General features: G+C 43.2%; 7 protein-coding genes. All 7 read left to right on the top strand.

All coding sequences use genetic code 11. The features are described 5' to 3' along the window. The first annotated feature begins 143 nt into the window (after positions 1–143). Positions 144–803, top strand: a complete 660-nt coding sequence (locus tag QUF07_RS12955) for a histidine phosphatase family protein (RefSeq protein WP_217164689.1) — start codon at positions 144–146, stop codon at positions 801–803. 186 nt (positions 804–989) lie between these two features. Then, positions 990–2,615, top strand: a complete 1,626-nt coding sequence (locus QUF07_RS12950; protein ID WP_289427811.1) for an ABC-F family ATP-binding cassette domain-containing protein — start codon at positions 990–992, stop codon at positions 2,613–2,615. 138 nt (positions 2,616–2,753) lie between these two features. Then, complete coding sequence (locus tag QUF07_RS12945; protein WP_217164693.1) at positions 2,754–3,152, top strand: hypothetical protein; 399 nt, start codon at positions 2,754–2,756, stop codon at positions 3,150–3,152. 282 nt (positions 3,153–3,434) lie between these two features. Then, entirely contained in the window at positions 3,435–3,752 is a 318-nt protein-coding gene (locus QUF07_RS12940) for a PadR family transcriptional regulator (protein WP_217164695.1), read from the top strand. Beyond that, positions 3,745–4,377 (top strand): DUF1700 domain-containing protein, encoded by a 633-nt coding sequence (locus QUF07_RS12935; RefSeq protein ID WP_217164697.1) that lies wholly within the window; start codon positions 3,745–3,747, stop codon positions 4,375–4,377. Before QUF07_RS12940 ends, QUF07_RS12935 begins: the two co-directional genes overlap by 8 nt. Further along, positions 4,374–5,318 (top strand): DUF4097 family beta strand repeat-containing protein, encoded by a 945-nt coding sequence (locus tag QUF07_RS12930; protein ID WP_217164698.1) that lies wholly within the window; start codon positions 4,374–4,376, stop codon positions 5,316–5,318. Before QUF07_RS12935 ends, QUF07_RS12930 begins: the two co-directional genes overlap by 4 nt. A 287-nt stretch (positions 5,319–5,605) precedes the next feature. Continuing rightward, complete coding sequence (locus tag QUF07_RS12925; protein ID WP_289427810.1) at positions 5,606–6,301, top strand: right-handed parallel beta-helix repeat-containing protein; 696 nt, start codon at positions 5,606–5,608, stop codon at positions 6,299–6,301. Positions 6,302–6,360: the final 59 nt, after the last annotated feature.

The raw sequence follows: 6,360 nt of genomic DNA, 5'->3' as shown, positions 1-6,360 counted from the left end.
AATGCAAAATACCCATCAAACGCGTGAAACATGTGTTTGATGGGTATTTTGTGTATTTTTATGAATAAATCAGGAGTGATTAATGTTGCCTGATTAGATATACTTAAGTTGTGGACAAAATCTAAAGGAATGGGATGATCTTTTTGGCAAAGGTTACTGCATACATGGTGCGACATGGACAAACTTATTTGAATTTGTATAACAAGATTCAGGGATGGATCGATTCGCCGTTAACGGACAAGGGTGTTCGCGATGCAGAGGGTGCTGGTGAGAGACTCTCGAAGATTAATTTTGCGGCTTCTTTTTCCAGTGATTCAGGACGGGCAATCGATACCGCCAAAATTATTTTGCGGAAGAATCCACATAACATGAACATCGTCAGTTATCAGTATCCTGAGCTTAGAGAACAATTCCACGGTTACTTTGAAGGTAACGACGCCAACCAAATGTGGCAGTTTGTGGGTGCCCAAGTCAAAACAACCAGTGAAAAAGAAGTCTTAAAAGACTTTGGTTTGGAACGGGCGCGGGACCTCATTCATCACGCTGATCTTTATAACCAAGCTGAGAACAATGACATGTTTTGGAAACGCCTGAACCGGGGTTTTGACAAAATTCGAGAGAATACCCATGACGGTCAACAAATATTAATTGTTTCTCATGGAATTACAATTCGTTCGATTGTTGATCGCTATGCCCCACAGTTGGATTTAGGCCGGCCAACCGATAACGGGAGTGTCACTAAGTTGATTATCTCTGACGATGATATTCAAGTTGAATACTTTAATAATCTCGGCGAGGTATAGGATTGTTAAACGTCGCCGGATATGATATATTTGTTTGATAGTGCGACGAGACTCGGGGCAACCCGGAAGCCTAACAAAGCAGTCAATGATGAACGCTCTTGTTCGTTGTTGGCTGCTTTGATTTATGCAGGCTGTCGCCAAGCAGGCGAAGTTTATTTTTTAGGCAAGAAACAGTGAGGTAAATCAATGATTACAATTTCAGACATGGGATTACAAATCTCAGGTAAAAAACTATACGATAACGTTAACTTAAAGTTCACGCCAGGTAATTGCTATGGCGTCATTGGAGCCAATGGTGCCGGCAAATCCACCTTCTTAAGATTATTGGAAGGTGAACTGACACCGTCAACCGGCGAGATTCATATTGATAAAAACGAACGAATTTCCAGCTTGAGCCAGGATCATTACGGCTTTGAAGACCAGACCGTCCTCCAAACTGTCATTCAGGGTTATCAACATTTGGCTGACATCATGGCTGAGAAGGATGCTTTATACGCCAAACCGGATTTTTCCGATGAAGATGGCATCAAGGCGGCCAATTTGGAAGCCGAGTTCGCTGAAATGGACGGCTGGAATGCTGAAGCCGATGCCTCGCAATTATTGCAGTCATTGGAGATTCCTGAAGACCTTCACCAACAGCTGATGAGTGAACTAACGGAAGGCCAAAAAGTGAAAGTATTGCTGGCCCGGGCTTTATTTGGCGAACCCGATATTTTATTGCTGGATGAGCCCACCAACGGGCTTGATGTATACACAATTGAATGGTTGGAAAACTTCCTGGCTGACTATCCAAACATTACGATTATTGTTTCTCATGACCGCCATTTCTTGAATCAGACTTGTACAATGATGTGCGATGTTGATTTTGGTGAGATCAAAATGTATGTGGGTAACTATGACTTCTGGCTGCAATCCAGTCAGCTCGCTGCCAAAATGCGGGCAGATTCCAATGCCAAAAAGGAAGACAAGATCAAGGAGCTTCAGGCATTCGTCGCCCGGTTTAGCGCCAATGCTTCCAAATCAAAGCAGGCAACTTCGCGAAAGAAGCAGCTTGATAAGATCTCCCTGGATGACATTAAGCCATCGTCTCGGAAATACCCATTTATTCACTTTGAGCAGGAGCGTCAGTTGGGCAATGATCTTCTACGAGTGGATAAAGTCTCCAAAACAATTGACGGGGTCACAATTCTTGATAACGTCACCTTTACTTTGCGCCCTGGAGACAAGACTGCTTTGGTGAGCCGAAATGATTTGGCATCAACGACTTTAATGCAGATCTTAGCAGGCACAATGAAACCAGATATCGGTGAAATCACCTGGGGCCAAACAGTGGAAATGACGTCGATTCCAAAGGATTTCTCGTCGGAGTTCAATGACAACAAGTTGCGGATCATTGATTGGTTACGCCAATATGCCCAAAAAGGCAGTGATGATGATGCGTTCTTGCGGGGCTTCCTGGGTCGGATGTTGTTCTCAGGCGATGACGTGAACAAAGAAGTGAGTGTCTTATCTGGAGGCGAAAAAGTCCGGTGCATGCTGTCAAAGATGATGCTGCAAAAGGGTAATACGCTCTTATTAGATGATCCAACCAATCACTTGGATTTGGAATCAATTACCTCGTTGAATGAGGGATTGGTTGCTTTCCCGGGGTCGATTATCTTTACATCCCATGATCATGAGTTTATCCAAACGATTGCCAACCATATTATCGAAGTTTCCAACAACGGGATTATCGATAAGGCTGACACGACCTATGACGAATTTATCAACCATCCTGATGTTCAAAAGAAATTGAGCGATATGTACGATTAGCCACCCGAAACACTTCCAAAAAGGACGATCAGTTTCAGTTGAATAATAGCGCGGAGTCAAAATATCCCCAGCCAAGCCAAATTCCCCTTATAATTCTGATAACAGCGTTACTTCAGGATTGCTTAAGGGGGATTTTTAATGTCACAGGAATTAGGGACTAACGATTTAGGCACTTATGACTACGTTGCCCGCGTCTATAACCAAAATATGCGGTTGACGGACTATCGGTTACCAGAGTCAGTGAAAGATGGGACGCCGGTTTTATTTGATACCAACCAAATTAAACTGACGATGCAGATTAATCACCAACGGGTTGAAAAAATCATCATTGAGACACCCGAGCCCCAGTCATCAACGTATATGCAGGTGTTTGAAGGGCTTGAATTTGGCCTTGATGCGCTAGGAACCTGGATCAACACGTACCACCGGTCGACATCTCAACACGGACCGGCCGCTGACGTGGTGAATGGGATTTTGGCCAGTTATAATACGACTCCAGACGACGTTCTGACGGTTAGTTTGACTCGAGCAAAGTAATTGGCTGACCTTCTTTCAAACTAGCTATAAGGTTCATTTAGAGATTGGAGTCAGCCGTTTGTCGCAAGTTTTATCAATATAAGAATGAAAAGCCAATAGTCTAATCCCTCCTTTTGATCGGAGTGGAGCTATTGGTTTTTTTGGTTCCAAATAACATCATAAAACGACTTTTTGAGAGGCTTGTGGCGATTAATCAGACTAATTATTGACAAAAGGAGCAGAGATCAGTATTATGTATATGAAATCATATTATATATAAAATAGTATTGCAGAGGTGACGATATGGCTATTCAGATGAGTTCGGAGCTATTAGACGGTTGTGTCCTGGGCCTCTTAGTCCATGATGATTACTATGGCTATGCCCTTACTCAAAAAATTCAGGAATCCATTTCGGTTTCCGAATCGACGATGTATCCGGTCCTTCGGCGGCTGAAGAAGAACGATTTATTAACAACGTATGATCAGCCTTATCAGGGGCGAAATCGGCGGTACTATAAAATTACGGCAGAAGGAAAGCGGCAGTTAAGCGTGATTCAACAAGAATGGCAAGACTTTAAAGTTGGGGTAGATAAAATGTTGGGAGATGAAACGGATGGATGATTATATAACCGAATTAACGGCTTTGTTGGGGCAACTGGATCCCGATGAACGCAATGAAGTGGTTGATTTCTATACCGAATATTTGCAGGATGGGAACTTCACCACCTACAACGATTGTGTTCGTGAATTGGGGACACCCCGGCAGCTAACCAGAAAAATTCTAGCTGACTATTCGATCAAGAATTTGGATGCTGGCAGTAGCGCTCAGTCGCGAACGGCCAAACCCAAAGAAGATATGAAGACAGTTTGGCTGATTATCCTGGCTGTTTTATCTACGCCGGTTACAATCCCATTGGCGCTTGGATTAGCAGGGCTGTCGATTGGGGTTTTCGCGGCAGCGTTCGGCATCATCCTTGGGCTCCTTGGTTTGATTTTTGGGGTCGTCGTCGGTGGGCTGGCCAGCTTAGTTATCGGCATCAGCATCTTGGCGAGCGACATTTGGTTGGGCGTTCTCTACACTGGCATCGGCATTGCGTTTGTTGGTCTGATTATCCTGTTGACACCAGCATTTTTAGCCGCCTTTAACGGTGTGGTTCGGGGGGTCACAACTTTTTCTCGCTGGGCGTATCAGAAGATTGTGCCAAAGAATCAGGCTGAGAAGCACGGAAGGAGACGACAAAAATGAAGAAGTCAATTGTGATCGGTTCGGCATTAACCATCATTGGTGTCATCATGGTGGCAGTTGCCCTCGGCCATACAGGCTTCAAGCCAATTGTTTGGGCCAATGGATTTAAGGTTGATGACGAGCAGGGAACAGCAATTAAAATGAAAACAAAACAGCTGGACCGTTCATTTGACCAATTGAATTTTACAACTGATAGTGAAGTCGTGGTTCAACCGGGAAACGTGAAGCGGCCGACAATTGAATATCCGAAATTTAACATAGTTACTCAGACGGGAACCGCAATTACAATTAAGGGTAAGCAGCAACATCGCACCCGAATCATGGGTCTCAGTATTAACAGTTATCAGAATAATGGCGGAACGATAACAATTACTCTGCCGAAGCATACCCAATTAGCCCGGATTGATGGGCATAATGACAACGAAGTCTCATTGACCAACGTCGCTGTCAATCAGCTTCAATTGGCTGGAGATGCGGAAATTAATTTGGAAAACGTGACTGCCAAAGCCGCTCTTGATTTAAAGAACACTGATGATACTAACTTAAAGAATGTCACGGCCCCCGGAATCACTCAAAGCAGTGACGGTGGCGATCTTACCTATCAAAATACAGATTTTGCAAATGGAACGGCGACCGTATCCACAGACGGCGGGGATGTTTCGTTTACAGCTACTAAGTTGAAAGATGCCGTGATTAATACGGATGGCGGCGATGTTGTTTTGAATAATAATCGGGTCAACAGTTCGCTGACTGCCAGCACGGACGGCGGGGATATTGATGCGACAATTCCTAACCGCAAGCAGGTGCAGGTAAGTGCCAGCGCGGACGGTGGCGATGTATCCCTATTTGGTCAATCAGGTAATCATTCTTGGCAAATTGCCCAGAATAATCGACCACTTTACCGATTAACTTCTGATGGTGGGGATGTCACAGTCCGATAAAAATCCTAGCAAGGAATATTAGACGGTAAGTCTGGTCGAATAATTTAAAGTAAAAAGGGATCAATTAATTGTTGTTAGCAGGTGCCAACACAATCGAGTGGTCCCTTTTTGTGTCCGCATATTTGGATTCGTTGCTGACAATCAGATAACCATACTGGGAAATAAAAATACTAAAATAGTCATAATATCTCCTTAGCTTCTTCTTCTTTTTATTATAAGATTTTACCTATGATAGACATAAAGTGTATCAGGGATGAAAATATGAATCTTTAGAGGAGAAGAAAACTATGAATTGTTATAATAGCAAAATCAAAAGAGGGATCTTAGTTGGATTATTTTCAGCAGCGGTATTGTTGAGTGGGGCAGGGGTAACTGGTTCGCTAAGCCAAGTGAGCGCTGATTCGAGTACCTCGTCGCCAAGCGTAGAAATGCCAAAAGAAGGCAGCCAGATTGGGGCGTCTGCGGTTAGGACACAAGATGATGTGAAGAGTGGTACAGCAAATGTTAACGGCGAATCCTATAGCACATTGACCGAGGCAGTTAGTAAAGCTACCGATGGTAATACAATTACTATTAGCGGAAGAATGTCAGACAAAAACACAATTGGGATTACAAAGAAAGTAAACATTAAAGGTACTAGTGGAGCAACGATTGCTGCTGGGCTTCAATTTAATAATGGGGCAGCGGGTAGCACAATTTCAGGAATTCACTTTGATAATACAGGTGAGACAGCTAAACAAATCCAACTTTGGATTGCCTGTGAAAATGTTTCAGTATCAAACAATACGTTCGAACTTAACCCTGGGAACGCTAATGGACAATATAACTCTGTCTGGTTAACGGGCAATGCTGATAACATAAGAATTTCTGGCAACAAATTTACTATTTATAGCCCAACAAACGGTCGTTCTTGGACGGGAATCAATATTGTTGGCAATGTTAAGCATAAATTGGATAACATTGAAATCCTGATTTATTCATAAAAATACACAAAATACCCATCAAACACATGTTTCACGCGTTTGATGGGTATTTTGCATTT

The sequence above is a fragment of the Lentilactobacillus sp. TOM.63 genome, assembly GCF_030361045.1.
Lineage (GTDB): Bacteria > Bacillota > Bacilli > Lactobacillales > Lactobacillaceae > Lentilactobacillus > Lentilactobacillus dabitei.
This window is presented reverse-complemented; position numbering and strand designations above follow the sequence as displayed.

Coding starts and splice junctions, on each gene's coding strand:
- QUF07_RS12950 (WP_289427811.1), top strand. CDS start 990: ATGATTACAATTTCAGACATGGGATTACAAATCTCAGGTAAAAAACTA.
- QUF07_RS12945 (WP_217164693.1), top strand. CDS start 2,754: ATGTCACAGGAATTAGGGACTAACGATTTAGGCACTTATGACTACGTT.
- QUF07_RS12940 (WP_217164695.1), top strand. CDS start 3,435: ATGGCTATTCAGATGAGTTCGGAGCTATTAGACGGTTGTGTCCTGGGC.
- QUF07_RS12935 (WP_217164697.1), top strand. CDS start 3,745: ATGGATGATTATATAACCGAATTAACGGCTTTGTTGGGGCAACTGGAT.
- QUF07_RS12930 (WP_217164698.1), top strand. CDS start 4,374: ATGAAGAAGTCAATTGTGATCGGTTCGGCATTAACCATCATTGGTGTC.
- QUF07_RS12925 (WP_289427810.1), top strand. CDS start 5,606: ATGAATTGTTATAATAGCAAAATCAAAAGAGGGATCTTAGTTGGATTA.